The organism is Streptomyces sp. SAS_281, assembly GCF_052542855.1.
In genome coordinates this window covers 16,388-41,842 of the sequence record NZ_JBMNDO010000009.1, presented here as the reverse complement: position 1 = coordinate 41,842, position 25,455 = coordinate 16,388, and the positions used below count along the sequence as shown (strand labels likewise).

The 25,455-nt window shown below is 70.7% G+C and carries 26 protein-coding genes and 1 tRNA gene; 2 read left to right on the top strand and 25 right to left on the bottom strand.

What is annotated here, in order from left to right; genetic code table 11:
* Nucleotides 1-59: 59 nt before the first annotated feature.
* The 23 genes from ACN6LM_RS05725 to ACN6LM_RS05615 all read right to left on the bottom strand — a co-directional run bounded on the left by ACN6LM_RS05725 (nt 60) and on the right by ACN6LM_RS05615 (nt 24,121).
* Complete coding sequence (locus ACN6LM_RS05725; RefSeq protein WP_445064159.1) at nt 60-434, bottom strand: F0F1 ATP synthase subunit epsilon; 375 nt, start codon at nt 432-434, stop codon at nt 60-62.
* A 109-nt stretch (nt 435-543) separates the two neighbouring features.
* Nucleotides 544-1,986 carry a F0F1 ATP synthase subunit beta gene (atpD, locus tag ACN6LM_RS05720; protein ID WP_330313744.1) on the bottom strand — a complete coding sequence of 481 codons (1,443 nt, stop codon included), beginning with the start codon at nt 1,984-1,986 and terminating at the stop codon, nt 544-546.
* The gene (locus ACN6LM_RS05715) at nt 1,986-2,900 is read right to left on the bottom strand and encodes a F0F1 ATP synthase subunit gamma (protein WP_164399147.1); all 915 of its coding nucleotides are present in this window, start codon (nt 2,898-2,900) and stop codon (nt 1,986-1,988) included. The genes atpD and ACN6LM_RS05715 overlap by 1 nt, the downstream gene beginning before the upstream one ends.
* A 3-nt stretch (nt 2,901-2,903) precedes the next feature.
* Entirely contained in the window at nt 2,904-4,475 is a 1,572-nt protein-coding gene (gene atpA, locus ACN6LM_RS05710) for a F0F1 ATP synthase subunit alpha (RefSeq protein ID WP_018102633.1), read from the bottom strand.
* A gap of 137 nt (nt 4,476-4,612) precedes the next feature.
* Entirely contained in the window at nt 4,613-5,428 is an 816-nt protein-coding gene (locus tag ACN6LM_RS05705) for a F0F1 ATP synthase subunit delta (protein WP_445064158.1), read from the bottom strand.
* Complete coding sequence (locus ACN6LM_RS05700; RefSeq protein WP_018102635.1) at nt 5,425-5,970, bottom strand: F0F1 ATP synthase subunit B; 546 nt, start codon at nt 5,968-5,970, stop codon at nt 5,425-5,427. Before ACN6LM_RS05700 ends, ACN6LM_RS05705 begins: the two co-directional genes overlap by 4 nt.
* Before the next feature lie 37 nt (nt 5,971-6,007).
* Entirely contained in the window at nt 6,008-6,256 is a 249-nt protein-coding gene (gene atpE / locus ACN6LM_RS05695; protein WP_018102636.1) for an ATP synthase F0 subunit C, read from the bottom strand.
* A 67-nt stretch (nt 6,257-6,323) separates the two neighbouring features.
* Nucleotides 6,324-7,145, bottom strand: a complete 822-nt coding sequence (gene atpB / locus ACN6LM_RS05690; RefSeq protein ID WP_445064157.1) for a F0F1 ATP synthase subunit A — start codon at nt 7,143-7,145, stop codon at nt 6,324-6,326.
* Nucleotides 7,146-7,371: 226 nt separating this feature from the next.
* A complete protein-coding gene (locus ACN6LM_RS05685; protein ID WP_360860027.1) occupies nt 7,372-7,809 on the bottom strand; it encodes a hypothetical protein in 438 nt (145 codons plus the stop codon).
* Nucleotides 7,810-8,069: 260 nt separating this feature from the next.
* Nucleotides 8,070-9,488, bottom strand: coding sequence for an MraY family glycosyltransferase (locus ACN6LM_RS05680; RefSeq protein WP_445064156.1), 1,419 nt, complete (start codon nt 9,486-9,488; stop codon nt 8,070-8,072).
* Nucleotides 9,489-9,623: 135 nt separating this feature from the next.
* Nucleotides 9,624-10,265, bottom strand: coding sequence for an arsenate reductase/protein-tyrosine-phosphatase family protein (locus tag ACN6LM_RS05675; RefSeq protein WP_164399142.1), 642 nt, complete (start codon nt 10,263-10,265; stop codon nt 9,624-9,626).
* Complete coding sequence (locus ACN6LM_RS05670; RefSeq protein ID WP_361019631.1) at nt 10,262-10,909, bottom strand: L-threonylcarbamoyladenylate synthase; 648 nt, start codon at nt 10,907-10,909, stop codon at nt 10,262-10,264. The genes ACN6LM_RS05675 and ACN6LM_RS05670 overlap by 4 nt, the downstream gene beginning before the upstream one ends.
* A gap of 55 nt (nt 10,910-10,964) precedes the next feature.
* Entirely contained in the window at nt 10,965-11,810 is an 846-nt protein-coding gene (prmC, locus tag ACN6LM_RS05665; RefSeq protein WP_018102642.1) for a peptide chain release factor N(5)-glutamine methyltransferase, read from the bottom strand.
* A gap of 48 nt (nt 11,811-11,858) precedes the next feature.
* Nucleotides 11,859-12,935 carry a peptide chain release factor 1 gene (gene prfA / locus ACN6LM_RS05660; RefSeq protein WP_018102643.1) on the bottom strand — a complete coding sequence of 359 codons (1,077 nt, stop codon included), beginning with the start codon at nt 12,933-12,935 and terminating at the stop codon, nt 11,859-11,861.
* A gap of 149 nt (nt 12,936-13,084) precedes the next feature.
* Nucleotides 13,085-13,309 (bottom strand): 50S ribosomal protein L31, encoded by a 225-nt coding sequence (gene rpmE / locus ACN6LM_RS05655; protein ID WP_018102644.1) that lies wholly within the window; start codon nt 13,307-13,309, stop codon nt 13,085-13,087.
* A gap of 155 nt (nt 13,310-13,464) precedes the next feature.
* Entirely contained in the window at nt 13,465-14,565 is a 1,101-nt protein-coding gene (locus tag ACN6LM_RS05650; RefSeq protein ID WP_445064155.1) for an LCP family protein, read from the bottom strand.
* 295 nt (nt 14,566-14,860) lie between these two features.
* Entirely contained in the window at nt 14,861-16,879 is a 2,019-nt protein-coding gene (gene rho, locus ACN6LM_RS05645) for a transcription termination factor Rho (RefSeq protein ID WP_445064154.1), read from the bottom strand.
* A 404-nt stretch (nt 16,880-17,283) separates the two neighbouring features.
* The gene (gene thrB / locus ACN6LM_RS05640) at nt 17,284-18,201 is read right to left on the bottom strand and encodes a homoserine kinase (RefSeq protein WP_445064153.1); all 918 of its coding nucleotides are present in this window, start codon (nt 18,199-18,201) and stop codon (nt 17,284-17,286) included.
* A 309-nt stretch (nt 18,202-18,510) separates the two neighbouring features.
* Complete coding sequence (thrC, locus tag ACN6LM_RS05635; RefSeq protein WP_445064152.1) at nt 18,511-19,581, bottom strand: threonine synthase; 1,071 nt, start codon at nt 19,579-19,581, stop codon at nt 18,511-18,513.
* Between the two features lie 6 nt (nt 19,582-19,587).
* A complete protein-coding gene (locus tag ACN6LM_RS05630) occupies nt 19,588-20,898 on the bottom strand; it encodes a homoserine dehydrogenase (protein WP_445064151.1) in 1,311 nt (436 codons plus the stop codon).
* Between the two features lie 125 nt (nt 20,899-21,023).
* Nucleotides 21,024-22,415 (bottom strand): diaminopimelate decarboxylase, encoded by a 1,392-nt coding sequence (lysA, locus tag ACN6LM_RS05625; protein ID WP_164402833.1) that lies wholly within the window; start codon nt 22,413-22,415, stop codon nt 21,024-21,026.
* 25 nt (nt 22,416-22,440) lie between these two features.
* Entirely contained in the window at nt 22,441-23,631 is a 1,191-nt protein-coding gene (nrtL, locus tag ACN6LM_RS05620) for an ArgS-related anticodon-binding protein NrtL (protein ID WP_445064150.1), read from the bottom strand.
* Nucleotides 23,632-23,686: 55 nt separating this feature from the next.
* Nucleotides 23,687-24,121 carry a response regulator gene (locus ACN6LM_RS05615; protein ID WP_445064149.1) on the bottom strand — a complete coding sequence of 145 codons (435 nt, stop codon included), beginning with the start codon at nt 24,119-24,121 and terminating at the stop codon, nt 23,687-23,689.
* 194 nt (nt 24,122-24,315) lie between these two features.
* Between ACN6LM_RS05615 and ACN6LM_RS05610 the strand changes: the two genes are divergently transcribed.
* Both ACN6LM_RS05610 and ACN6LM_RS05605 read left to right on the top strand, forming a co-directional pair.
* Nucleotides 24,316-24,387, top strand: a tRNA-Arg gene (locus tag ACN6LM_RS05610).
* A 120-nt stretch (nt 24,388-24,507) separates the two neighbouring features.
* Complete coding sequence (locus ACN6LM_RS05605) at nt 24,508-24,762, top strand: hypothetical protein (RefSeq protein ID WP_445064148.1); 255 nt, start codon at nt 24,508-24,510, stop codon at nt 24,760-24,762.
* 51 nt (nt 24,763-24,813) lie between these two features.
* Here ACN6LM_RS05605 and ACN6LM_RS05600 read toward each other — a convergent pair whose 3' ends face one another.
* Together ACN6LM_RS05600 and ACN6LM_RS05595 are read right to left on the bottom strand one after the other, a co-directional pair.
* Complete coding sequence (locus tag ACN6LM_RS05600; RefSeq protein ID WP_445064147.1) at nt 24,814-24,939, bottom strand: hypothetical protein; 126 nt, start codon at nt 24,937-24,939, stop codon at nt 24,814-24,816.
* A 56-nt stretch (nt 24,940-24,995) separates the two neighbouring features.
* On the bottom strand, nt 24,996-25,439 hold the full coding sequence (locus ACN6LM_RS05595; RefSeq protein ID WP_445064146.1) for an ATP-binding protein: 444 nt from the start codon (nt 25,437-25,439) through the stop codon (nt 24,996-24,998).
* Nucleotides 25,440-25,455 lie beyond the last annotated feature (16 nt).

Below are 25,455 nucleotides of genomic sequence, written 5' to 3'. Positions count from 1 at the left end.
GGTCCGGAGGGGTCTCCGGCACGGGCCGCGGCTGAGGGTAAAGCCATGTCGTGAGGTGGCTAGGGTGCCGCCACCGCACGCAGTCGTACTTCGGCGCGCCGCTCGGAAGCGCCGTCCGTGTCCGACTTCGCCCGCTCGAGCGCACGCTCGGCGCGCTCGACGTCGATCTCGTCGGCAAGCTCCGCGATCTCCGCGAGAAGCGACAGCTTGTCGTCGGCGAACGAGATGAAACCGCCGTGCACGGCGGCGACAACGGTCGCGCCCTCGCTCGTACGGATCGTCACCGGGCCCGATTCCAGCACACCCAGAAGCGGCTGGTGACCGGGCATGACGCCGATGTCGCCGGACGTGGTGCGCGCGACGACCAGGGTGGCCTCGCCGGACCAGACACTGCGGTCCGCGGCGACCAACTCGACGTGCAGCTCAGCAGCCAAGGGTGGCTCCTCGGGTCACCACCCGGCGGTCGTGCCGGGTGTTGGGTCAATTCTACGGGGCGTGGTGAGGGGGACGGGACGCACCCGCCCCCCTCGGTGAGCCGGGGGCTCAGGAGACGCCGAGCTCCTTGGCGTTGGCCTTCAGGTCCTCGATGCCACCGCACATGAAGAACGCCTGCTCGGGGAAGTGGTCGTACTCACCGTCGCAGATCGAGTTGAACGCGGCGATCGACTCGTCGAGCGGAACGTCCGAACCGTCCACGCCGGTGAACTGCTTGGCGACGTGGGTGTTCTGCGACAGGAAGCGCTCGACGCGACGGGCACGGTGGACAACGAGCTTGTCCTCCTCGCCCAGCTCGTCGATACCGAGGATCGCGATGATGTCCTGGAGGTCCTTGTACTTCTGGAGGATCCCCTTGACGCGCATGGCGGCCTCGTAGTGGTCCGCGGCGATGTACCGCGGGTCCAGGATCCGGGACGTGGAGTCCAGCGGGTCCACGGCCGGGTAGATGCCCTTCTCGGAGATCGGACGGGAGAGAACCGTCGTCGCGTCGAGGTGGGCGAAGGTGGTCGCCGGCGCCGGGTCGGTCAGGTCGTCCGCGGGGACGTAGATCGCCTGCATCGAGGTGATCGAGTGACCGCGGGTCGACGTGATGCGCTCCTGGAGCAGACCCATCTCGTCGGCCAGGTTCGGCTGGTAACCCACCGCGGACGGCATACGGCCGAGCAGCGTGGACACCTCGGAGCCGGCCTGGGTGTACCGGAAGATGTTGTCGATGAAGAAGAGCACGTCCTGCTTCTGCACATCGCGGAAGTACTCCGCCATGGTCAGACCGGCCAGGGCGACGCGGAGACGGGTCCCCGGCGGCTCGTCCATCTGGCCGAAGACGAGCGCCGTCTTGTCGATGACGCCGGAGTCGGCCATCTCCTCGATGAGGTCGTTGCCCTCACGGGTGCGCTCACCGACGCCCGCGAACACCGACACACCGTCGTGGTTGTTGGCGACGCGGTAGATCATCTCCTGGATCAGCACGGTCTTGCCGACACCGGCACCACCGAACAGACCGATCTTTCCACCCTTGACGTACGGGGTGAGGAGGTCGATGACCTTGACGCCGGTCTCGAACATCTCGGTCTTGGACTCGAGCTGGTCGAAGTTGGGCGCCTTGCGGTGGATCGGCCAGCGCTCGGTGACCTCGGCCTCGGCCTCGGGCTTGTTCAGGATCTGGCCAAGGGTGTTGAACACCTTGCCCTTGGTGATGTCGCCGACGGGGACCGTGATGCCGGTGCCCGTGTCGGTGACCGGGGCCTGGCGGACCAGACCGTCGGTCGGCTGCATCGAGATCGCGCGGATCACGCCGTCACCGAGGTGCTGGGCGACCTCGAGCGTCAGCGTCTTGAGCTTGCCGTCCTCGGCCGGGTCGGCCACCTCGACGGTCAGCGCGTTGTAGATCTCCGGCATCGCGTCGACGGGGAACTCCACGTCGACGACCGGGCCGATGACCCGGGCGACGCGGCCCGTGGCAACGGCCGTCTCAACTGTGGTCGTCATTACTTGTCACTCCCCGCGGTCGCGTCGGCCAGCGCACTGGCACCACCGACGATCTCGCTGATTTCCTGGGTGATTTCGGCCTGGCGGGCCGCGTTGGCAAGCCGGGAAAGCGTCTTGATGAGCTCACCGGCGTTGTCGGTGGCCGACTTCATCGCGCGGCGGCGGGCGGCGTGCTCGGAAGCAGCGGCCTGCAGCAGCGCGTTGTAGATACGGCTCTCGACGTACCGCGGAAGCAGGGCGTCGAGGACGTCCTCCGCCGACGGCTCGAAGTCGAAGAGCGGCAGGATCTCGCCCTTGCCGGTCTCCTGCTCCGTGGCACCGAGACTGAGCGGCAGCATCCGGTCGTCGACCGGGTTCTGCGTCATCATCGACACGAACTCCGTGAAGACGATGTGCAGCTCGTCGACGCCGCCCTCGGCGGTCTCCTTGGACACCGCCTCGATGAGCGGGGCAGCCGCCCGCTTGGCATCCGCGTACGTGGGGCTGTCGGTGAAGCCGGTCCACGAGTCCGCGATCTTGCGCTCGCGGAACCCGTAGTAGGCGACACCCTTGCGGCCGATCACGTACGTGTCGACCTCCTTGCCCTCACCGCGCAGCCGCTCGGTCAGCTTCTCCGCGGCCTTGATGGCGTTGGAGGAGTAACCGCCGGCCAGACCGCGGTCGCTCGTGATGAGCAGGATCGCGGCCCGGGCCGGGGACTCGGCCTCGGTGGTCAGCGGGTGCTTGGTGGTGGAGCCGGTCGCCACCGCGGTCACCGCGCGGGTGAGCTCGGTCGCGTACGGCGTCGACGCCGCCACCTGGCGCTGCGCCTTGACGATGCGCGAGGCGGCGATCATCTCCATCGCCTTGGTGATCTTCTTCGTGGCGGTGACGGAGCGGATGCGGCGCTTGTAAACGCGAAGCTGAGCGCCCATCGATCAGCCCTCGCCCAGGAGCTTGCCGTCCGAGGTCTCGAACTGCTGCTTGAACGCGGCGACGGCGTCGGCGATCGCCTCAAGCGTGTCGTTGGACATCTTGGCGCCCTCGCGGATGCTGGTCAGGAGGTCCTTGCGCTCGCGGCGCAGGTACTCCAGCAGCTCCGTCTCGAAGCGGCGGATGTCCTCGACCGGGACGTCGTCCATCTTGCCGTTGGTGCCGGCCCAGACGGAGACGACCTGCTCCTCGACCGGGAACGGGGCGTACTGCGGCTGCTTCAGCAGCTCGACCATGCGCTTACCGCGCTCCAGCGACGCCTTGGAGGCCGCGTCCAGGTCGGAACCGAAGGCGGCGAACGCCTCCAGCTCGCGGTACTGGGCGAGGTCCACGCGGAGCCGGCCGGACACCTGGCGCATGGCCTTGTGCTGGGCGGAGCCACCGACGCGGGAGACCGAGATACCGACGTTCAGGGCCGGACGCTGGCCGGCGTTGAACAGGTCGGACTCCAGGAAGCACTGGCCGTCGGTGATGGAGATGACGTTGGTCGGGATGAACGCCGACACGTCGTTCGCCTTCGTCTCGACGATCGGGAGACCCGTCATCGAACCGGCACCCATGTCGTCGGAGAGCTTGGCGCAGCGCTCCAGCAGACGCGAGTGGAGGTAGAAGACGTCGCCGGGGTACGCCTCACGGCCCGGCGGACGGCGCAGCAGCAGGGAGACGGCACGGTAGGCGTCGGCCTGCTTCGAGAGGTCGTCGAAGATGATCAGGACGTGCTTGCCCTGGTACATCCAGTGCTGGCCGATGGCCGAGCCGGTGTACGGCGCGAGGTACTTGAAGCCGGCCGGGTCGGACGCCGGGGCGGCGACGATGGTCGTGTACTCCAGCGCACCGGCCTCTTCGAGGGCGCCGCGCACGGAGGCGATCGTCGAGCCCTTCTGACCGATGGCGACGTAGATGCAGCGCACCTGCTTGTTCACGTCGCCCGAGCGCCAGTTGTCGCGCTGGTTGATGATCGTGTCGACGGCCAGCGCGGTCTTACCCGTCTGACGGTCGCCGATGATCAGCTGACGCTGGCCGCGGCCGATCGGCACCATGGCGTCGACGGCCTTGTAGCCGGTCTGCATCGGCTCGTGCACCGACTTGCGGACCATGACGCCAGGGGCCTGCAGCTCGAGGGCGCGGCGGCCGTCGGTCGCGATCTCGCCGAGACCGTCGATCGGGTTGCCGAGCGGGTCGACGACGCGGCCGAGGTAGCCCTCGCCGACGCCGACGGAGAGCACCTCACCGGTGCGCTGCACCGGCTGGCCCTCCTCGATGCCGCTGAACTCGCCGAGGACGATCGCACCGATCTCGCGCTCCTCGAGGTTGAGGGCGAGACCGAGGGTGCCGTCCTCGAACTTCAGCAGCTCGTTCGCCATGGCGGAGGGCAGGCCCTCCACCTTCGCGATGCCGTCGCCGGCAACGCTGACCGTACCGACCTCCTCGCGCGAGGCCGCGTCCGGCTTGTACGACTGGACAAAGTTCTCCAGCGCGTCCCGGATCTCCTCCGGCCGGATCGTGAGCTCCGCCATCTGGGTTCCCTGCTCTCCTTGTTGGGCCCGAAGTTTCTTAAGGGGGTCTGGGGGCCGACCCCCAGGAATCTTCTGCAGTTTCTGCACGGCCCAACCGGGCCGCTGGTCTTGCTCTGTTCTGTTGCTCCGCGCTTGCGTCAGCCGGCCATGCGGCGGGTCGCCTCGTCGAGGCGGTCCGCGATGGTGCCGTTGATGACCTCGTCGCCGACCCGCACCGCGATCCCGCCGAGGACCGAGGGGTCCACGTCGAGGTTCAGGTGCATCTGGCGGCCGTAGATCTTCGCCAGGGCGGCACCCAGGCGGTGCTTCTGCCGGTCGCTGAGCGGCACCGCGGAGGTGACGATCGCGACCATGCGCTCCCGGCGCTCCGCGGCCAGCTTGGAGAGGGAGTCGAGTCCCGCTTCCAGGCTACGTCCACGCGGCTGGGTGACAAGCCGCACGATGACGCGCTCGGTGGCGGGCCGCGCCTTGCCGCCGAGCAGGCTGCGGAGCAGCTCGCCCTTGGCGGCGGGGGTCGCGGTCCGGCTGGTGAGCGCGGCACGCAGGGCGGTGTCCGAGGCGACGATGCGGCCGAACCGGAAGAGTTCGTCCTCGACGTCGTCCAGGGCACCGTTGCGCTGGGCGGCGGTGAGGTCGGCGGTGTTCGCCAGCTCCTCGACCGCGTCGACCAGGTCACGCGACTGCGACCAGCGCGAGCGGACCATGCCGGAGACCAGGTCGACGGCTTCGCCGCCCACCTGTCCGCCGAGCAGGCGGCCTGCCAGCTCGGCCCTGGCCTCGCCCGGCTGCGCCGGGTCGGTCAGGACCCGGCGCAGCGACACCTCGCGGTGCAGCAGCGCCGTGACGCCGGCCAGGTCCTCGGCGAGCTTCGCCGCGTCGACCGACGTGGAGTCGGTCAGCGCGTCGAGGCGCTCGCGTGCGGCAGCCAGTGCCTCGCGGCTCGCGCTGTTCATCGGACGGCCTCGGCCTTCGCTTCGAGCTCGTCGAGGAAGCGGTCGACGGTGCCACTCTGCCGGGCGTGGTCCTCCAGGGACTCACCGACGAGCTTGCCGGCCAGGTCGGTGGCGAGCTTGCCCACGTCCTGGCGCAGCGCGGCGGCGGCGGCCTTGCGGTCGGCCTCGATCTGGGCGTGGCCGGCGGCGACGATCTCGTCGCGCTGGCGCTGGCCCTCGGCACGCATTTCCTGCAGGATCACGGCGCCCTGCTCCTGCGCCTCCTGGCGCATACGAGCGGCTTCGTGGCGGGCCTCGGCGAGCTGAGCCTTGTACTGCTCAAGAACGCTCTGGGCCTCGGTCTGGGCCGCATCGGCCTTCTCGATACCGCCTTCGATGGCCTCGCGGCGCTCTTCCAGAACCTTGTTGATGTTCGGGAGGAGCTTCTTGGCGAGGAAGCCGAAGACGATGACGAAAGCGATGAGGCCAATGACGAGCTCAGGGATCGGCGGAATGAGCGGGTTTTCCGCTTCCTCCGCCGCGAGCTGAACCAGGGGGTTCACGTCAGTGCCTTCCGTCGAATGGGCTGTTCGCGACCGGTCAGGAGGTCGGGTAGACGAACGGCATGACCAGACCGATCAGGGCGAGCGCCTCACAGAAGGCGAAGCCGAGGATCTGGTTGGCGCGGATGAGACCGGCAGCCTCGGGCTGACGGGCGAGCGCCTGGGTGCCGTTACCGAAGATGATGCCGATGCCGACGCCGGGGCCGATCGCGGCGAGGCCGTAACCGATCGAGCCGAGGTTGCCCTTGATTTCGACGCCGGCGGCGAGGGTCTGGAGAGCGGACATGCCGGTTCTTCCTTCTCTTTCAATGTCCGGTGGGGGTTGGCCACCGGGTGCTTCAGGAGTGGGGTGCTCAGTGGCCCTTGGCGAGAGCGCCCTGGATGTAGCTGCAGGCCAGCAGCACGAAGACGTAAGCCTGGACAGCCTGGATGAAGAGTTCGAAGGCGGTCATCACGATGACCATCACGAACGACACGCCTGCGTAGGCGATCCCGATGCCGTTGAGCATGTACCAGCTGGCGATCGTGAAGAGCAGCAGGAGCGTGTGGCCCGCGAACATGTTGGCGAAGAGCCGGACCGCGTGCGTGAACGGCCGGACCAGCAGGTTCGAGAAGAACTCGATGGTCATCGAGAGCGGCAGGACCCCGCCGAGGCTCTTGTCGTAACCCGAGAAGTTCTTGAGGGCTCCGACGAAGCCGTGCTTCTTGAAGGTCAGGCCGACCCACAGGAGGTAGACGATCGCGGCGAGAATCGCCGGGTACGAGATGATCGCCGTCACGGGGAACTGGGCAACCGGAATGATGGACCAGAGGTTCATCATCCAGATGACGAAGAACAGGGAGACCATCAGCGGGACGTACTTCTCGCCGTCGCGCTTGCCGATCGTCTCGTAGACGATGCCGCGGCGGATGAAGTCGTATCCGGCCTCGGCCGTCATCTGGAGCTTGCCGGGCACCAACTTCGGCTTGCGGAAGGCGGCCCAGAAGAAGCCCACGATGATCACCGAGCCGAGCAGGGCCAGCAGCATCGTCTTGTTGAAGTACAGGTTGCTGTCCGCGTCGCCCCAGAGGGGCTCGAACAGGAACGAGTGCAGGCCGGGTGCCGGAAAGCCACAACCGTCGAAGAGGTGGCAATCGGTCTCGAAGGCGAGCACCTGTGTCGGGTCAGCACTCACCGCGGGCTCCTTCAGCGTGGCGCATAGGTACGGCAACCTCGTTGTGTCGGCGCGGCGCGCAGCCGCGGTTCGGCACTGGACTGGTGTTTCGGATGTGTGAGCGGCAGTCAGGCATGTGAGCCTCGCGATCGAGCAGGCGTCAGCTCACATGCACGCGCCCGCAGTGCCGCAGTTGGAACCGGACGATAGCAGGGTCCTGACCCCGCACTTATTCCGCCCCTACCCTTCACGCGTCGGACCCCGGTTTCCCGGCCTTGTCGGCCTTGTCGGATTCGGGTTCCACGTAAAGGATCTTCGCCTTCATGTGCGCACGCGCCTGTGCGCCGATCCACACGAGGGTCGTCGCGACCAGGGTGATCGCGAACGCCTTCGGGTTGAACAGCGAGGTGTTCTTGAATACGGCGACGAAGATGAAAAGCAGCAGGAGCTGCGCCGTGTAGAGCGCGAGCCCCATCGCCTGGAAGAGGTGGGGCATGGACCTGGCGGTCCGTTGCAGGACCAGGAGTCCGATCCCCATGAAGAGGATGACCACGATCGTCCCCACGATCGCGCCCAGGGCTCCCTTGCCACCGGCGACGCCAGCGCTGATCGCGGCGGCTACGGCGCCGGCGACAGCGGTGGGTACGGCGGTCTGGAGGAGAGTCCGGACGTCGTTGGACGGCATGGCGGCAGCTCCGCTTGCAGGGGGTGGGCAGTGTGTCGTCATGGACGAGCGTAGGCCCGGTCCGAGTCGATGCCTCGGGCCGATGGACCGTGCTACATCAGGTCCTTCGGCTCTGTCACCGGGCTTCGTGAACGGTATCACAAACTATTTGATGAGGTCTTTACCAAGAAAGTGTGCTTGCTGTCACACGTGAGGGCTAACGAGCACGTGTGAGCGAGGCGCAGCTTCGCTTTGTCTGCTAATGGGTACCGGTGACCGGTTCACCGGCGGGGGGAACCGGCCGCCCCGCGGTCCGCTGTACGCGAACGGTGGCCGATCGCGGTCGCCCCGTTGACGCCCGAGACACCCGCGGCGACGGGCGCCCCGGCAGCTGCCTCACGCTCCTCGGAGGCACCACCGGTCCCACCCGTCGCACCCGTCTCCATCTGGCCGCCCACGGGCCCCTGTTGGCCCTCCGCGGCCTCCTGGGACGCCGCCCCCGGCCCCTCCCGGCGACGCCTTCTGCGGCGGTAGCGCGGCGGCACGAAGCGTTCCGCCCAGCGCGGTGCGCGCGGGGTGAACGCGGGCAGCAGGAGCAGGATCAGCCCGAGCGCGCTCAGCCCGACGATCACGATCACGATCCACAGGGACGTCGAGTGCACCGAGTACCCCACCGCGCCGAAGGCGATCAGCGCCGACCAGAAGTACATGATCAGCACCGACCGGCTGTGCGAGTGGCCGATGTTGAGCAGCCGGTGGTGCAGGTGGCCCCGGTCCGCCGCGAACGGCGACTGGCCGTTCCAGGTGCGCCGCACGATCGCCAGCACCAGGTCGGCCGCCGGGATCGCGATGATGGTCAGCGGCAGCAGGAGCGGGATGAAGACCGGGAGCATCGCGTGGGTCGCCTGGCGCTCACTGCCCTCGAAGAGCCTCATGTTGTCCGGGTCGACCTGCCCCGTCACCGAGATCGCGCCGGCCGCCAGGACGAGGCCGATCAGCATCGACCCCGAGTCGCCCATGAAGATCCGCGCGGGATGCATGTTGTGCGGCAGGAAGCCGAGGCACATGCCCATCAGGATCGCCGCGAACAGTGTCGCCGGGGCGGCGGCCTCGATCGTGTGCCCGTACCAGAGCCGGTAGGTGTACAGGAAGAACGCGGCGGCGGCGATGAGCACCATGCCCGCCGCGAGCCCGTCCAGGCCGTCCACGAAGTTGACCGCGTTGATGGTGATGACGACCAGCGCCACGGTGAGCAGCGTGCCCTGCCACGGAGTGAGGGCCACGGTGCCGACGCCCGGGATGGGCAGCCACAGGATCGTGAGGCCCTGGAGGACCATGACGGCGGCGGCGAGCATCTGCCCGCCCAGCTTGATCAGGGCGTCGATCTCGAACTTGTCGTCCAGGACCCCGATCAGCCAGATCAGCGCCGCCCCGGAGAGCAGCGCCCTGGGTTCGCTGGAGAGCTCGAAGACCCCGTCGAGGTTGGCGAGGTGGTTGGCGACGATGAGCCCCGCGCACAGGCCGCCGAACATGGCGATGCCGCCGAGCCTCGGGGTCGGTTCGCGGTGGACGTCGCGCGCGCGGATCGCGGGCATCGCCCCGACCGCGATGGCGAACTTGCGCACCGGACCGGTGAGCAAGTAGGTCACAGCGGCCGTGACACAGAGTGTCAGCAGGTAATCACGCACGGGCTGCCCCACAGATATCGCCGGCCATCTCAGCCCACACCTTAACTAGACAGGTCCCATGGTTGAGGACACGGAGTCGTCCGCGATGGTTGCACGGCACCGCTCGGGAAGATCGTCGAGGGCCCCCGCAGGACGCCCGCCGCGGGGTCAGCGGGACGCGGAGACGCCGGTCAGCGCGGTGACGACCGGGTCCAGCGCCTGGCTGATCTCGTCGCCGATGGAACGGAAGAACGTGATCGGGGCACCGTACGGGTCGTGGACCTCGTCGGCGTCCGCGGTCGGGGCCAGCAGCCAGCCCCGCAGCGCCGCGGCGGCCCGCACCAGGGCGCGGGCGCGCTCGACCACGCCCTCCTCGCCGGCGTCGGGCAGGGTGGCCGGGTCTATGGCCCGGACCAGCCTGGTGAACTCCTTGAGCGTGAAGGTGCGCAGCCCGGCCGAGTGGCCCATGGAGATGACCTGGGCGCGGTGGTCGCGGGTGGCGGTGAGCACGAGATCGGCACGGATCACGTGCTCGTCCAGCAGCTCACGGCCGGTGAAGCCGGTGGCGTCGGCGCCGAAGTCGGCGAGGACCACCTCGGCGTTGGCCTCCATCGGGGCGCCCTCGTGGCCCCAGGTGCCGGCGCTCTCCACGATCAGCCCGCCCTGGAGCGGGTCCCCGAGCCGGTGCACCAGGGCATGCCGAGTCAGCCGCTCGGTGATCGGCGAGCGGCAGACGTTGCCGGTGCTGACGTGGAGGATGCGGAAAGTGTCGGGCCGCCCCGCTATGCCACGCCCCTCGGGGGCGGTCAATTGGCCACCTCGAGGTCGGGTACCACCTTGCGCAGCTCCTCCGCCGAGAGCGCTCCGGCGCGCAGCAGGACTGGCACCTTGCCGGTGACGTCGACGATGGAGGAGGGCACGATGCCGGGGGTCGGGCCGCCGTCGAGGTAGACGGAGACGGAGTCGCCGAGCATCTCCTGGGCGGCGTCGCAGTCCTCCGGCGAGGGGTGGCCGGTCAGGTTGGCGCTGGACACGGCCATCGGGCCGACCTCGGTGAGGAGCTCGATGGCGACCGGGTGCAGCGGCATCCGGACGGCGACCGTCCCCCGGGTGTCGCCGAGGTCCCACTGGAGCGACGGCTGGTGCTTGGCGACCAGGGTCAGGGCGCCCGGCCAGAACGCGTCGACCAGCTCCCACGCCTGTTCGGAGAAGTCCGTGACCAGGCCGTGCAGGGTGTTCGGGGAGCCGATGAGGACCGGCGAGGGCATGTTGCGGCCCCGGCCCTTGGCCTCCAGGAGGTCGCCGACCGCCTCGGCGGCGAAGGCGTCCGCGCCGATCCCGTACACGGTGTCGGTGGGCAGCACGACGAGCTCGCCGCGGCGGACGGCCGACGCGGCTTCGCGCAGCCCCGTCGTGCGGTCGGTCGCGTCGTTGCAGTCGTATCGCCGTGCCATCAGCCGGCCTCCTCAAGCATGTACGGGTAGGGCTGGTACGGGTGACGGCCCCCGGTCACGGCATCGCCTTGCGGGCGGTGGCGAACCGGGGGCGCCTGTTGAGGTCGGGGTGGTCGGCGGCATCGGCCCAGCCCCGCTCCTCGGTGAAGATCCAGGGCACCTGGCCGCCCTGGGTGTCGGCGTGCTCGATGACGACGAGGCCGCCGGGGCGGAGCAGGCGGTGCGCGGTGCGCTCGATGCCCCGGATGGTGTCGAGGCCGTCCTCGCCGGAGAACAGCGCCATCTCGGGGTCGTGGTCGCGCGCCTCGGGCGCCACGTACTCCCACTCGGTGAGCGGGATGTACGGCGGGTTGGAGATGACCAGGTCGACCTGGCCGTCCAGCTCGGGCAGGGCCGTGAGCGCGTCGCCGCGGTGGACGGTGACGCGCGAGTTCTCGGCGTTCTTCCTGGTCCACTTCAGGGCGTCCTCGGACAGCTCCACGGCGTGCACGCGGGAGCGCGGGACCTCCTGGGCCATGGCGAGGGCGATGGCGCCGGAGCCGGTGCACAGGTCCACGATCAGCGGCTCCACGACGTCCATCGCGCGGACGGCGTCTATGGCCCAGCCGACGACCGACTCGGTCTCGGGGCGGGGCACGAAGACGCCGGGGCCGACCTGGAGCTCCAGGTAGCGGAAGAAGGCGCGGCCGGTGATGTGCTGGAGCGGTTCGCGGGCCTCGCGGCGGGCGATGGTCTCCCAGTAGCGGGCGTCGAAGTCGGCGTCCGGCACGTTGTGCAACTCGCCCCGCTTGACGCCGTGCACGAACGCGGCGAGTTCCTCGGCATCGAATCTCGGTGAGGGAACACCGGCGTCGGCCAGCCGCTGGGTGGCCTGGGCCACCTCGGCGAGCAGCAGGTTCATCGCGGTTCTCCGTACGGGTTCACGAGCGGGTCGGGGCGGGCGGTGGGCTCAGGCGGCTGCCAGCTTGGCGGCGGAGTCGGCGTCGACGCACGCCTGGATGACCGCGTCGAGGTCGCCGTCGAGCACCTGGTCCAAGTTGTACGCCTTGAAGCCGACACGGTGGTCCGAGATCCGGTTTTCCGGGAAGTTGTACGTCCGGATCTTCTCGGACCGGTCGACCGTGCGCACCTGGCTGCGACGTACGTCCGAAGCCTCCTGCTCGGCGGCCTCCTGGGCGGCGGCGAGGAGCCGGGAGCGCAGGATGCGCATCGCCTGCTCCTTGTTCTGGAGCTGGCTCTTCTCGTTCTGGCAGGACGCGACGACGCCGGTCGGGAGGTGCGTGATGCGGACGGCGGAGTCGGTCGTGTTGACGGACTGGCCGCCGGGGCCGGACGAGCGGTACACGTCGATGCGCAGGTCGTTGGCGTGGATCTCGACATCGACCTCCTCGGCCTCGGGCGTCACGAGGACGCCGGCGGCGGAGGTGTGGATGCGGCCCTGGGACTCGGTGGAGGGCACGCGCTGCACGCGGTGCACCCCGCCCTCGTACTTCATCCGGGCCCAGACGCCCTGGCCGGGTTCGGTGGCCCCGTTGCCGCCCTTGGTCTTCACGGCGACCTGGACGTCCTTGTAGCCGCCGAGCTCGGACTCGGTGGAGTCGATGATCTCGGTCTTCCAGCCGACGCGCTCGGCGTAGCGCAGGTACATGCGCAGCAGATCGCCGGCGAACAGCGCGGACTCGTCGCCGCCCGCCCCGGCCTTGATCTCCAGGAGCACGTCCTTGTCGTCGCTGGGGTCCCGGGGGACGAGCAGGAGGCGGAGCTTCTCGGTGAGCTCCTCGCGCTGCTGCTCCAGCTCCTTGACCTCGGCGGCGAAGTCGGGGTCGTCGGCGGCGAACTCGCGGGCGGTCTCGATGTCGTCACCGGACTGCTTCCAGGAGCGGTACGTCGCGACGATCGGGCTCAGCTCTGCGTAGCGCTTGTTGAGCTTGCGCGCGTTGCCCTGGTCGGCGTGGACCGCGGGGTCGGCGAGCTGCTTCTCGAGATCGGCGTGCTCGCCGATCAGTTCCTCGACCGCCTCGAACATCTCGGGCTCCTGGTTCCTTCGCGTCGTGCCTGCCGGCCGGTGGGTGCCTGCCGGGGCCGGGGTACGGAGACCCCGTGCCCGGACCGGAAAAAAACGCCGGCCACGGCGCCCCCGGGAAGAGGGCACCGCGGACCGGCGCGGACGGCTCGCTACTTGCCGGCGGCCTTGGCGCCCTTGCCGAAGCGGGCCTCGAAGCGGGCCACACGGCCACCGGTGTCGAGGATCTTCTGCTTGCCCGTGTAGAACGGGTGGCACTCGGAGCAGACCTCGGCACGGATGGTGCCGCTGTCCAGCGTGGAGCGGGTGGTGAACGACGCGCCACAGGTGCAGCTGACCTGCGTCTCGACGTACTGGGGGTGGATGTCGCGCTTCAAGGGTGTCTCCTAGGTTCGGGAGGGCTCCGGGTCGTACGCGCGGATTGCGCGTCCGTGAACCGGGGCCGACGTACCAGTCTGCCAGGACCGGCCGTATCTCCCAAAACCAGGGTGGACGGCCGGGTATTCCCCCGGGCACGACCGGGGGCCCGGGGTCAGCGGACGATCTTGCCCGCGTCGCCCTTGTCGCCGGCCGACTGCTTCGTCGCGGAGGCGGGGATCGGCTTGTCGGCGCCCAGGGCGTCCCAGACCTGCTGGTCGGCCTTCTCCAGCGGGATGACGCGGTTGGGGTCGGAGGGGTCGTACTCGACGGGCAGGGTCACCATGTTCACGTTGTCGGAACCGAGCCCCTTGAGGCCCTTGGCGAAACCCGCGAGCTTGGTGACCGAGCCGAGCTCGGAGTCGGTGGTGACCGCCTTGGTGGCAGTGTCCGCGATGCCGTACAGCTTGGTGCCGTCGAACACGCCCACGCTCTTGACCTGCTGCATCAGCGCCTTGATGAACGCCTGCTGGAGCTGGATGCGGCCGAGGTCGCTGCCGTCGCCGACGCTGTGCCGGGTGCGGACCAGGCCGAGGGACTGCTCGCCGTTCAGGGTGTGGGTGCCCGGCTGGAGGTCCAGATGGCTGTCGGGGTCGTCGATCGCCTCGGTGGTGGTGATCCCGACGCCGCCGAGCTTGTCGATCAGCTTCTTGAAGCCGGTGAAGTCGACCTCGACGTAGTGGTCCATGCGGATACCGGACATGGATTCGACGGTCTTGACCGCGCAGGCCGGGCCGCCGACCTCGTACGCGGTGTTGAACATGGCGCGCTGCTGCCCGGCCACCGGATCGCCGCTGACGTCGCCGGTGCAGTCGGGCCGGGTGATGAGGGTGTCGCGCGGGATGGAGACCACACTCGCGGTCCTGTGGCCCTTGTTGACGTGGACGACCATCGCGGTGTCCGAGCGGGCCGCTCCCTCGTCCGCGCCGTACTCGCCGTTCGCGCCGGAGCGGGAGTCGGAGCCCAGGACGAGGATGTCCTCGGAGCCGTTGTCGACGTTCTCGGGGCGGTCCTTGCCGAGCGCGCTGTTGATGTCGACGGCCTGGAGATTGCCGTTGAGATGGACGTACGCGTAGCCGAGGCCCGCACCGCCCACGACGACCGCGCCGGCCAGGCTCCAGACGGCTATCCGTGTCGCCCGGCGGCCGCGGGACGGCTTCTTCCGGCGTTTGCCGGTGGCCCGTATTCGGCCGCTGCTCCCGCTTCGCTCGCTCATGCGTCTCCCTCGTTCCGTCGGCTGCTCTCGGCTACCCCCTTGCAGTGGTGGCGACGAAAAGATTGGCACAGGCGGCTGTGGTCCCCGTATGTGTCCGGAACGGTCGCACGGGCGCGCCGTCGGCCGCTCTCCCCGCGTTCACCTGCGGTTTCACGGCGCTCACGACGACCGTACGGCGCCACCGGCCGCGGCTCCCGTGTGGCGAAGGTCTCGGAACGGCAACGGTGTACGGCACAGGGCCGCCCCCGCACCGGAAGTGCGGGGGCGGCCCTGTGTGCTGCCGGCGGGGCGACGACTAGTCGTTGTTGCCCGGGGACGGCGTCGTCTTCTGGATCTGGAGCAGGAACTCCGCGTTCGACTGGGTCTTCTTCATCCGGTCGAGCAGGAGCTCGATGGCCTGCTGCTGGTCGAGCGCGTGCAGCACCCGGCGCAGCTTCCAGACGATCCCCAACTCCTCGCTGCCGAGCAGGATTTCCTCCTTGCGGGTGGAGGACGCGTCGACGTCCACCGCCGGGAAGATCCGCTTGTCGGAGAGCTTGCGGTCGAGCTTGAGCTCCATGTTGCCGGTGCCCTTGAACTCCTCGAAGATCACCTCGTCCATGCGCGAGCCGGTCTCGACGAGCGCGGTGGCCAGGATGGTCAGCGAGCCGCCGTCCTCGATGTTGCGCGCGGCACCGAAGAAGCGCTTCGGCGGGTAGAGCGCGGTCGAGTCGACACCACCGGACAGGATGCGGCCGGAGGCCGGGGCGGCGAGGTTGTACGCGCGTCCCAGGCGGGTGATCGAGTCGAGCAGGACGACCACGTCGTGACCCAGCTCCACGAGGCGCTTGGCGCGCTCGATGGCCAGCTCGGCGACGGTGGTGTGGTCCTCGGCGGGGCGGTCGAAGGTCGAGGAGATGACCTCGCCCTTCACCGACCGCTGCATGTCGGTGACCTCTTCCGGACGCTCGTCCACGAGGACGACCATCAGGTGGCACTCGGGGCTGTTGACCGTGATCGCGTTGGCGATGGCCTGGAGGATCATGGTCTTACCGGTCTTCGGCGGGGCCACGATCAGCCCGCGCTGGCCCTTGCCGATGGGGGCGACCAGGTCGATGATCCGCGTCGTCAGGACGTTGGAGTCGGTCTCCAGGCGGAGCCGGTCCTGCGGGTAGAGCGGGGTCAGCTTCTGGAACTCGGGGCGGCCCCGGCCCGACTCGGGCGCCATGCCGTTGACCGAGTCCAGGCGGACCAGCGCGTTGAACTTCTCGCGGCGCTCGCCGTCCTTGGGCTGGCGCACCGCACCGGTGACGTGGTCACCCTTGCGCAGGCCGTTCTTGCGGACCTGGGCGAGCGAGACGTACACGTCGTTCGGGCCGGGCAGGTAGCCGGAGGTCCGGATGAACGCGTAGTTGTCGAGGATGTCCAGGATGCCCGCGACGGGGATCAGGACGTCGTCGTCGGTGACGGGCGGGGCGTCGCTCGCGAAGTCGTCGCGCCCACGGCGGCCCCGGCGGTCGCGGTAGCGCCCACGACGGCCGCGCCGGCCGCCCTCGTCGTCGAAGCCGTCGTCCTGCGGGCCGTTGTTGCCGCCCTGGTTCGGGCCGCCGCCCTGACGGCGGTTGCCGCCCTGGTCGTCGCCCTTGCCGCGCTGGCGGTCGCGCTGGCGGTCGCGGCGCTGCTCGCCCCGGTCCCCGCGCTGGCGGTCGCCGCGGTCGCCGCGACGGCCATCGCCGTTGTCCGCACCGGACTCGGCCTTGGACTCGCCGGAGCGGTCCTCGGCGGGCGCCTCGTGCTTCTGCTCCTGCTTCGGCTCGTCCTGGGCGCGGTCCTTGCTCTGCGCCTTGGCGTCCGGCTTGCTCTCCGGGCTGCCCGCCTGCGCGGTGGCACGGCGGCGGCGGCGCTCGCCCGCGGGCTGGTCGTCGCTGGCCGGCTGGCCCGGGATGTCGATCTGCTGCTGGGCCGTGGCCTTGTCGGCGGGCGCGGCGGCCGGGGCCTCGTCGGCGCCGGTGCGGGCCTTGGAGGTGGCGCGGCGCTTCGGCTTGCTCTCCGCGTCGGCGGGGGCCGCGGCGGCCTTGGCCTTGGGGGCGGAGGAGCCGCCGCCGGCCTGGGCCTCCTTGATGACCTCGATCAGCTGGCTCTTGCGCATCCGCGCGGTGCCCTTGATGCCGAGGCCGGACGCGACCTGCTGCAGCTCGGCCAGGACCATGCCCTCAAGGCCGGTGCCGGAGCGGCGGCGCCGTGCGGTGGTGCCAGTGGCAGCACCTTCGGCGGGCGCGGCGCTGTCGACGTTCTTGTCGGCAGTCACGCCCATCAGATCGGTGGTGTCGCTCACGAAGGGTCCTTCCCTGGAGCGGACGTCGGCCTTCTGGCTCGGCGACCGGTTGTGCTGTCCGGCTGCGGTCCTCGGTGAGTGCGGCCCGTGCCGGGGCGGTGGTCCGCCGGATGGAACGGCGGAGAGATGAGGTGTGCGTGTGCCCGGCGCGAGCATCCCCCTGCTCGGCCCACTCCTGGATGAGCGGAGGGGTGTCGTGCCGGTTCCGGAGCGTGCTCGCAACTGCTCAGGCAGGCTGCTCAGGCAGTTGGGGGGGCTCCCGGAAGAAATGGTGGTCCCGAACGGGACACGGAGCAACGCGCCTCATGGACGTCGGTTGCAGACTTGAGGTTAACACTACCGGCTCCAACAAACATTCCCCCTCTCACTCACCGGCAATCACTTCTCGGCCGGCGGCCTCGCGGCTACGGCGTCAGCGGCAGGACGCTGGCGCCCTGCGCGTCGAGAGCGAGCCGGTTGGCCGCCCATCCCTCGCCCGCCAGTCGGGCGACCTTGTCGGCCGCGCCGTCCCCGGCCAGGGCCAGCACCGTCGGTCCCGCGCCGGAGATGACCGCGGGGACGCCCTCGGCGCGCAGCCGCGCCACGAGTTCGACGCTCTCGGCCATGGCGGGTGCGCGGTAGTCCTGGTGCAGCCGGTCCTCGGTGGCCGTGAGCAGCAGCTCGGGGCGCCTGGTCAGGGCCTCGACGAGGAGCGCGGCACGGCCGGCGTTGAACGCGGCGTCGACGTGCGGGACGGTGCGCGGCAGCAGGCCGCGGGCGGTCTCGGTGAGCACCGGCTTGCCGGGGACGAAAACCACCGGAACGATGGAATCAGCGGGGTCCATCCTGATCGCGCGGGCGGATGCGCCGTCCATCCAGGCGAGCGTGAATCCGCCGAGCAGGCAGGCCGCGACGTTGTCGGGGTGGCCCTCGATCTCCGTGGCGAGTTCCAGCAGGGCGGCGTCGTCCAGCCGGGCGTCGCCCCCGGTCGTCACGGCGCGGGCGGCGACGATTCCGGCGCAGATGGCGGCGGAGGAGGAGCCGAGGCCGCGTCCGTGCGGGATGCGGTTGGCGCAGACGATCTCCAGGCCGCGGGGCTGTCCGCCGAGCAGGTCGAAGGCGGTGCGCAGGGACCGTACGAGCAGGTGCTTCTCGTCGCGGGGCAGGGTGTCCGCGCCCTCACCGGCGATGTCGATGTGCAGTCCGGAGTCGGCGACGCGGACGACGACGTCGTCGTACAGGCCGAGCGACAGGCCCAGGGCGTCGAACCCGGGGCCCAGGTTCGCGCTGGTCGCGGGGACGCGCACCCGGACGGCGGCGGCTCGGAAGGCGGGACCGGCCATCGCTGTGACGACTCTCCTTGTGAGGCGGCGGGGATTCCGGGGCTGCGGGCGGGGGTTCTTCGGGGGAGCCGCAACGGCCCGGGGCACCCCGGCAGATGCGGCGGGGCGGATGGGGGACAGCTTATCGAAGGAAGGTTCTGTGGCGACATAGGGCGCACAGGAGGCGCACGATGCGTGTCGCACGCCCGCAGTGCGCTCTTGTCGCCGGAAAGGGCCGGTAGGAGCCTTTCCTGACGACTCGTCGCGAGCGCGGGCGCCTCCCCGGGCCGTCGTCCGGACCGGTCCGGGGAGGGGTGCCGCGTGACGTGGTTACGCCAGGCCCAGCTTCTCGGCGGCGGCGGCCGCGTCGACCGGTACGGTGACGGGCTGCGGGGCGCCCGCGACGGCCCAGTCGGGGTCCTTGAGGCCGTTCCCGGTCACCGTGCACACGATCTTCTGGCCGGGGTCGACCTTGCCCTCCTCGGCGGCCTTGAGCAGACCGGCGACGGACGCGGCCGACGCGGGCTCCACGAAGACGCCCTCCTGGGAGGCCAACAGGCGGTACGCGGAGAGGATCTGACGGTCCGTGACCTCGTCGATGAAGCCGCCCGACTCGTCCCGCGCGGCCAGCGCGTAGTTCCAGGAGGCCGGGTTGCCGATCCGGATCGCGGTCGCGATGGTCGACGGGTCCTTGACGATCTCACCGCGCACGATGGGCGCCGAGCCGGACGCCTGGAAGCCCCACATGCGCGGCTTGTGCGTCGACATGCCGTCCCCGGCGTACTCGGTGTACCCCTTCCAGTACGCGGTGATGTTGCCCGCGTTGCCGACCGGGAGGACGTGGATGTCCGGGGCGTCCCCGAGCGCGTCGACGATCTCGAACGCGGCGGTCTTCTGGCCCTCGATACGGACCGGGTTGACCGAATTGACCAGCGCGACCGGGTAGTTGTCCGAGAGCGAGCGGGCCAGCGTCAGGCAGTCGTCGAAGTTTCCGTCGACCTGGAGGATCTTGGCGCCGTGCACCAGCGCCTGGCCCATCTTGCCGAGCGCGATCTTGCCCTGCGGCACGAGGACCGCGCAGACCATGCCGGCCCGGACCGCGTAGGCGGCGGCCGAGGCGGAGGTGTTGCCGGTGGAGGCGCAGATGACGGCCTGCGCGCCCTCCTCCTTGGCCCGGGTGATGGCCATGGTCATGCCGCGGTCCTTGAAGGACCCGGTGGGGTTGGCGCCCTCGACCTTGAGGTGCACCTCGCAGCCCGTGCGCTCGGAGAGGACCTGAGCGGGGACGAGCGGCGTACCGCCCTCACGGAGCGTGACGACCGGCGTCGTGCTCGTGACCGGGAGGCGGTCCCGGTACTCCTCGATGATGCCGCGCCACTGGTGGGTGCCCTTGGTGGTCATGGGTCCTTACTCCCCTTCAACACGCATGATGCTGGCGACACCGCGCACGGTGTCGAGCTTGCGCAGCGCCTCGACGGTCCCGGAGAGGGCGGCGTCGGGCGCGCGGTGGGTGACGACGACGAGCGATGCCTCGCCGTCGGTTTCCTGACTGTCCGGCCGGCTCTGCTGGCGGACCGTATCGATGGATACGCCCTGGTCGGCGAAGACCGTCGCGACCTGGGCGAGCACGCCCGGCTTGTCGGCCACGTCGAGGCTGATGTGGTACCGCGTGACGACGTCGCCCATGGGGCTCACCGGCAGGCGCGTGTACGCGGACTCGCCGGGCCCGGGGGCCTCGTTGAGCTTGTTGCGGCAGACGGCCACGAGGTCGCCGAGGACCGCGGACGCGGTGGGCGCCCCGCCCGCGCCGGGACCGTAGAACATCAGCTGTCCGGCCGCCTCGGCCTCCACGAACACCGCGTTGTACGCCTCGCGCACCGAGGCGAGCGGGTGGCTCAGCGGGATCATCGCGGGGTGCACGCGGGCCGTCACGGACGCGCCGTCGGCGGCGCGCTCGCAGATCGCGAGGAGCTTGACGGTGCAGCCCATGCGGCGGGCGGACGCGATGTCGGCGGCGGTGACCTCGGTGATGCCCTCGCGGTGCACGTCGCCGATGCGGACCCGGGTGTGGAAGGCGATCCCGGCGAGGATCGCGGCCTTCGCGGCGGCGTCGAAGCCCTCCACGTCGGCGGTGGGGTCGGCCTCCGCGTAACCGAGGGCGGTGGCCTCGTCCAGCGCCTCCGAGTATCCGGCGCCGCTGGTGTCCATCTTGTCGAGGATGAAGTTGGTGGTGCCGTTGACGATGCCGAGCACCCGGTTGACCTTGTCGCCGGCCAGGGACTCGCGCAGCGGCCGGACGAGCGGGATGGCACCGGCCACGGCGGCCTCGTAGTAGAGGTCCCGGCCGTGCTGCTCGGCGGCGGCGTGCAGGGCGGCGCCGTCCTCGGCGAGCAGGGCCTTGTTGGCGGAGACGACGCTCGCGCCGTGCTCGAAGGCGGTCGTGATCAGCGTACGGGCGGGCTCGATGCCGCCGATGACCTCGATGACGACGTCGAGGTCGCCGCGTTTGACCAGGGCGGTCGCGTCCGTGGTGATCAGGGCGGGGTCGATGCCCTCGCGCACCTTGGAGGGCCGGCGGACGGCGACACCGGCGAGCTCCACCGGTGCGCCGATGCGCGCGGCGAGGTCTTCGGCGTGCGTCGTCATGATGCGCGCCACCTCTGAGCCGACCACACCACAGCCCAGCAGCGCCACCTTCAGCGGACGCGTACGCATCATCCGACCTCGTTTCCTTTACACCTGTAGTACGGACCAGTCTCACTCACCGGACGGGTGTTCCCGCCACCCGTCCGGATCCTGAGATGTTTACGGGGATACCGTGGTACGCCCCCGGAAATACGGCATCAGCCGACATCGAGGCGCAGGAGATCTTCCTCCGTCTCGCGCCGGACGATGACCCGCGCCTCCCCGTCCCGCACGGCGACGACCGGCGGGCGCAGGGCGTGGTTGTAGTTGCTCGCCATGGAGCGGCAGTACGCGCCGGTGGCGGGCACGGCGATCAGGTCGCCGGGGGCCAGGTCGGACGGCAGGAAGGCGTCCTTGACCACGATGTCGCCGCTCTCGCAGTGCTTGCCGACGACCCGGACGAGCATCGGTTCGGCGTCCGAGGTCCGCGAGGCGAGCGCGACGCTGTACTCGGCGTCGTACAGCGCGGTGCGGATGTTGTCCGACATGCCGCCGTCGACGCTCACGTAGGTGCGCAGGCCCTCCAGCGGCTTGACCGTGCCGACCTCGTACAGCGTGAAGGCGGTCGGGCCGACGATGGCGCGGCCGGGCTCGACGGAGATGCGGGGGGTGGCGAGCCCGGCGGCCTCGCACTCGCGGGTCACGATGTCGCCGAGCGACTTGGCGATCTCGTGCGGTTCGCGCGGGTCGTCCTCGGAGGTGTACGCGATGCCGAGGCCGCCGCCGAGGTCGATCTCGGGCAGCTCGACGCCGTGCTCGTCGCGCACCTCGGCGAGCAGCTGCACGACGCGGCGGGCGGAGACCTCGAAGCCGGCCATGTCGAAGATCTGGGAGCCGATGTGGGAGTGGATGCCGACGAGTTCGAGCCCGTCCAGGGTGAGCGCGCGGCGCACGGCCTCGGCGGCCTGTCCGCCGGCCAGCGCGATGCCGAACTTCTGGTCCTCGTGGGCGGTGGCGATGAACTCGTGGGTGTGCGCCTCGACGCCGACGGTCACCCGGATCTGGACGCGCTGGCGCTTGCCGAGGCCCTGCGCGACGTGCGCGACGCGGACGATCTCCTGGAAGGAGTCGAGGACGATGCGCCCGACGCCCGCCGCGACGGCGCGCTCGATCTCCTCGACGGTCTTGTTGTTGCCGTGGAAGGCGATGCGCTCGGCGGGCATCCCGGCGTCGAGCGCGGTGGCCAGCTCGCCGCCCGAGCACACGTCGAGGTTGAGCCCCTCCTCCTTGAGCCAGCGCACGACGGCCCGGGAGAGGAACGCCTTGCCGGCGTAGAAGACGTCGGCCCCGGGCCCGAATGCCTCGGACCAGGCGCGGCAGCGGGCCCGGAAGTCGGTCTCGTCCAGGAAGTAGGCGGGGGTGCCGAACTCCTCGGCGAGGCGGGAGACCGTGAGCCCGCCGACGGTCAGGGCACCGTGCTCGTCGCGGGTGACGGTGTGGGACCACACCTTCTCGTCGAGGACGTTGAGGTCGTCGGCGGGGGCGAGGTAGTGGCCGTCGGACATGACGTCGGCGTGACGGGGTCCGGCGGGGTGGGCGGATCGGCTCATGGTGTGGCTCTGCTCTCTCGGGTGCTCAGAGGTGTTCGGGCGCGCTGACGCCGAGCAGGGACAGGCCGCCGGCCAGCACCGTCCCGGCGGCTTCGGCGACGGCCGTCCGGGAGCGGTGGGCGGCCGAGGGTTTCTCGTCCCCGGCGGGGAGCGGGTGGGCGGCGTCGTGGAAGTCGAAGAAGGCGGCGGCGACCGCTTCGAGGTGCCGGGCGAGCCGGTCGGGGGCGCGGTGCCGGGCCGCTGCCGCGAGTACGGCGGGGTGCGCGTCGAGCAGCGTGAGCAGGTCGGCGGCCCCGGTCGCGTCGACGTCCTCGCCGGGCCCCGCGACGGCGACCCCGAGCCGGGCCGCCTCCCGGACCACGGCACGGGCGCGGGCGTGGGCGTAGCGGACCCGGAAGAGGGCGTTGGCCTCGGTCTGCGCGATGAGCTCCGGCCCGAGGGCGGCACGGTCGTGCCCGGCGGCCCGGAGCAGGCCCCAGCGGGCGGCGTCGGCGCCGAGCCGGGTGAGGAGGGCGGCGGCGGTGTCCCCTGCGGGGACGGGGCGGATGGGGGCGGACGGCTCGCCGTGGGCACCGGGCGCCTGCCGGTGAGCGCCTTCGGCAACGCCACCGACGGACGGCTCGCCGTGGGCACCGGGCGCCTGCCGGTGAGCGCCTTCGCCGTCGGGCGTGCGCGCCTGCGGCATCCCGTACGCCTCCATGCTCACCCCGGCCCGCGCCCAGTCCGGGTCCGGCTCCCCCGCGCAGCCGACGCGTACGTCGGCGCCCTGCGCGCTCAGGAGGCGGCGGACGGCGTCGGCGGTGACGGCGGCCCGGACCTCGCGGGCGTGGACGAGGTGCGTCCGCTGTCCGGCGAGGGCGTCCCCGTGCCCGTACCGCTCCCCCTGCTCCCGCACCCGGTGGACGAGGTCGCGGTGGGCGGCGGCGCCGGTGGCGGCGTCGAGCGTGAAGTTGAGGAAGCCGGGTCCGGTGATCTCGACTCCGGCGACCCCGGGGGCTCCGGCGAGCCGGTCGCGCAGGATCTCGGCGACCTCGCGGGCGCCGAGGCCGGCGGGTCCGGCGAGCTGGAGCGCGACGGCGCTGGCGTAGTCGCCGCGCCCACCGGGCCGGGTCCTCTCCACCCGTACGCGCGCGGGCACGGGCGCGCGAAGGGCGTCCTCGCGGACCGCGCGGCGCACGGCGTGCAGCACGGTCGTGGAGAGATCGACGGGGGTCACGGGACAAGCGTATGGGAGGGAGGGGGGCCCTCCGCGAACCGGTTTCGCCATGCGGTCAGCCGGCGGGGCGATCCGCCCGCCCGGCGCCCGGCCCGCCGGCCGGCACGGACGGCCGGCCGCGCTCGACGAGCCGCCGCACGAGCATCACCAGCTCGCCCGGCTCGAACGGCTTGGCCAGGAACGCGTCCACCCCGGCGGCGACCCCGTGGTCCACCTCGTACGGCGTGCAGGCGCTGACGATCGCGAGCGGCAGATGCCCGGTGCGCGGATCGGACCGCAGCCGGGCGGCGGTCTGGAGGCCGTCGAGCCGGGGCATGACCACATCGAGCGTGATCACGTCGGGGCGGACCCGGTGCACGAGATCCAGACACTCGACACCATCGCCCGCGGTCACGACCTCGAAGCCCTCCAGCTCGAGATTGACCCTGATCAACTGCCGGATGACCTTGTTGTCGTCGACAACAAGCACGCGGCCGCATGCCCCAGACACCCTTCGAGAGTAGGCACGGCGGAAGGGCTGCGTCCGGGTTTTGCCCACTTCCGCCCCGGAGGAGCGGCGCCGGGGTTGGCTGGATGTGTGTACGAGGGGGCGCGTGCTCTGCCGCGATGACGCGGAATACCTGTTCACGGGCACCCCGTCGGAGCTGGTAGTGTTTCACCCGTCGCAGAGCAGCACAGCGATACGCCCCCGTAGCTCAGGGGATAGAGCATCGGCCTCCGGAGCCGGGTGCGCAGGTTCGAATCCTGCCGGGGGCACTTCGCAGGAAGTGCCGAAAAGACCCCGCCGTCAGTGGAAACACTGAGGTCGGGGTCTTCGCGTATGTACGATGCGGCCCGAGCCGCGCCGGCCGAGGCGCGTGCTGCCCAGGGGGGGACATGTTCGTCATCGTCGCGGGGTTGCTCATCGCGCTCTACTTCGCGTTCTCCGGGTTGCGGATGGCCCTGAACGCCACCGAGATGGCGCGACGCCGCAAAGAGGCCATCGAGCTGTGGGCGCTCACCGCGGGAAGGCCCGCCACGTCGCGTGTCACCTGGCCCGCAGCGCTCTTCCGCTGCATCGGCGTTCTCAGCGCGCTGGCCGGCACGGCGGCGGCGCTGTTCGCGGTCGCGGCTTTGATCGCCACCGTCTGAGGCGGCGCGGGCCGGCGGCAGGGCCCCCTTGCCGCCCGTCCCCCTGTCACCTCACCGGCGACCCGGCGCCGGTGAGGTGAGGTGCGCGAACATCTCGTCCACGCCCTCGTGCCGGGTGGTGCGCCCGGCGGCGACGTCCTCGTCGCGCACGGCGGCACGGAACGTGGTCGCAGCCATGAGCAGCCTCCCTCTCCCTCTCCCCCACGTGGTACACCCGGGCCCGCAGTCCACTGTCAGCGCGGTAGTTCCAGCTCGACCGCGACCGTCTTGCCGATGGGGGCACGGTCCAACACCTCCCACCGGTCGGCGAGGGCTGCCACCAGGAGCAGTCCTCGACCCTCCTCGGCGAGCGGCGGGGGCTCGGCCACGGCCCCGGACAGCGGGCGGCGTTCGCCCCTGGTGTCGGAGACCTCGATGCGGAGGGTCCGACCGGTGAGACGGACGACCAGCTCGAAGTCACGGCCGGGGACGCGGCCGTGGGTGACGGCGTTGGCGGCGAGTTCGGCGACGAGCACGGCGGCCGTGTCGGAGGCCGTGGTGCCGTGCGGCACGCCCCAGGCGTCGAGCTGATGCAGGGCGAGCCGCCGGGCGAGCCGGGCGCCGCGCGGGGTGGAGCTGAAGCGCTGGGTGAACGCGGTCGCGGTGGCCGGGGCGACCGCGAGGGGCAGTGGTGTCATGCCCCCAATCTGGCGG

What these genes read in the sequence shown, in the direction of transcription:
- prfA (WP_018102643.1), bottom strand. Translation starts at nt 12,935, where the DNA reads ATGTTCGAGGCGGTCGAGGAACTGATCGGCGAGCACGCCGATCTCGAG.
- atpA (WP_018102633.1), bottom strand. Translation starts at nt 4,475, where the DNA reads ATGGCGGAGCTCACGATCCGGCCGGAGGAGATCCGGGACGCGCTGGAG.
- ACN6LM_RS05650 (WP_445064155.1), bottom strand. Translation starts at nt 14,565, where the DNA reads ATGAGCGAGCGAAGCGGGAGCAGCGGCCGAATACGGGCCACCGGCAAA.
- ACN6LM_RS05715 (WP_164399147.1), bottom strand. Translation starts at nt 2,900, where the DNA reads ATGGGCGCTCAGCTTCGCGTTTACAAGCGCCGCATCCGCTCCGTCACC.
- ACN6LM_RS05685 (WP_360860027.1), bottom strand. Translation starts at nt 7,809, where the DNA reads ATGCCGTCCAACGACGTCCGGACTCTCCTCCAGACCGCCGTACCCACC.
- ACN6LM_RS05600 (WP_445064147.1), bottom strand. Translation starts at nt 24,939, where the DNA reads ATGGCTGCGACCACGTTCCGTGCCGCCGTGCGCGACGAGGACGTCGCC.
- thrC (WP_445064152.1), bottom strand. Translation starts at nt 19,581, where the DNA reads ATGACCACCAAGGGCACCCACCAGTGGCGCGGCATCATCGAGGAGTAC.
- lysA (WP_164402833.1), bottom strand. Translation starts at nt 22,415, where the DNA reads ATGAGCCGATCCGCCCACCCCGCCGGACCCCGTCACGCCGACGTCATG.
- thrB (WP_445064153.1), bottom strand. Translation starts at nt 18,201, where the DNA reads ATGGCCGGTCCCGCCTTCCGAGCCGCCGCCGTCCGGGTGCGCGTCCCC.
- atpD (WP_330313744.1), bottom strand. Translation starts at nt 1,986, where the DNA reads ATGACGACCACAGTTGAGACGGCCGTTGCCACGGGCCGCGTCGCCCGG.
- ACN6LM_RS05595 (WP_445064146.1), bottom strand. Translation starts at nt 25,439, where the DNA reads ATGACACCACTGCCCCTCGCGGTCGCCCCGGCCACCGCGACCGCGTTC.
- ACN6LM_RS05670 (WP_361019631.1), bottom strand. Translation starts at nt 10,909, where the DNA reads ATGGCACGGCGATACGACTGCAACGACGCGACCGACCGCACGACGGGG.
- ACN6LM_RS05705 (WP_445064158.1), bottom strand. Translation starts at nt 5,428, where the DNA reads ATGAACAGCGCGAGCCGCGAGGCACTGGCTGCCGCACGCGAGCGCCTC.
- ACN6LM_RS05630 (WP_445064151.1), bottom strand. Translation starts at nt 20,898, where the DNA reads ATGATGCGTACGCGTCCGCTGAAGGTGGCGCTGCTGGGCTGTGGTGTG.
- ACN6LM_RS05605 (WP_445064148.1), top strand. Translation starts at nt 24,508, where the DNA reads ATGTTCGTCATCGTCGCGGGGTTGCTCATCGCGCTCTACTTCGCGTTC.
- atpE (WP_018102636.1), bottom strand. Translation starts at nt 6,256, where the DNA reads ATGTCCGCTCTCCAGACCCTCGCCGCCGGCGTCGAAATCAAGGGCAAC.
- prmC (WP_018102642.1), bottom strand. Translation starts at nt 11,810, where the DNA reads ATGAACCTGCTGCTCGCCGAGGTGGCCCAGGCCACCCAGCGGCTGGCC.